Raw genomic sequence first — 743 nt, forward strand, 5'->3', positions numbered from 1 at the left:
CCAGTTGCTGGGCTGGCGTGGCCTGTTCCTGTGCCTGAGCCTGGTGGCCGCTGCGGCCTGGCTGCTGATGTTCAAGCGGCTGGCCGAAACCCGCCCGCCGCAGCTCGCGCCAGTGGCCGTGAAAAGCCTGCCGCGCCTGTACCTGCGCCTGCTGGGCGAGGCCTACTTCATGCGCTATTCCCTGGCCATCGGCTGCCTGTACTGCACCTACTTCCCGTTCATTGTGCAATCGCCGGCGCTGTTGCAGCGCCAGCTGGGGCTGTCGCCCACGGCCTACGCCCTGGTGTTCGCCGCCACCGTGGCCGGCTACCTGATGGGGTCGCGACTGTTCCAGCGCCTGGGGGTACGCCACAGTGCCGACCGCCTGATCACCGCGGCCTGCCTGTTGAACCTGGCCGGCGCCGGCCTGTTGCTGCTCACCCGCAGCCTGTGGCCCGACAGCCTGTGGGCCATCGTGCTGCCGATGCTGGCGCTGATGCTCTCGGTGGGCCTGGCGATTCCCGCCTGCCAGCTGGCGATCCTGCAGCCCTATGCGGCGGTGGCGGGCACCGCCTCGGGGCTGTTCTTCTTTATCCAGATGGCCATGACCGCCGGCTGCGGGCTGTTGGCCAGCTTCCTGGCGGACAGCCCGGCGGGCTCGCTGCAGGCCCTGACCGGCCTGTTCAGCCTGGCCCTGGGGCTGGCCTGGTGGTGCCTGCGGCCACGGCGGCGGTAGGCGCCGGCTCGGAACGCCTTCCTGCCCC

At 70.7% G+C, this 743-nt stretch carries 1 protein-coding gene; it reads left to right on the top strand.

What is annotated here, in order from left to right:
- The coding region (locus tag F6S12_RS32495) for an MFS transporter (RefSeq protein ID WP_409999888.1) at nt 1–715 on the top strand (715 nt) is incomplete at its 5' end.
- Nucleotides 716–743 lie beyond the last annotated feature (28 nt).

This window comes from Pseudomonas sp. JV245A (genome assembly GCF_032424515.1).
GTDB lineage: Bacteria > Pseudomonadota > Gammaproteobacteria > Pseudomonadales > Pseudomonadaceae > Aquipseudomonas > Aquipseudomonas protegens.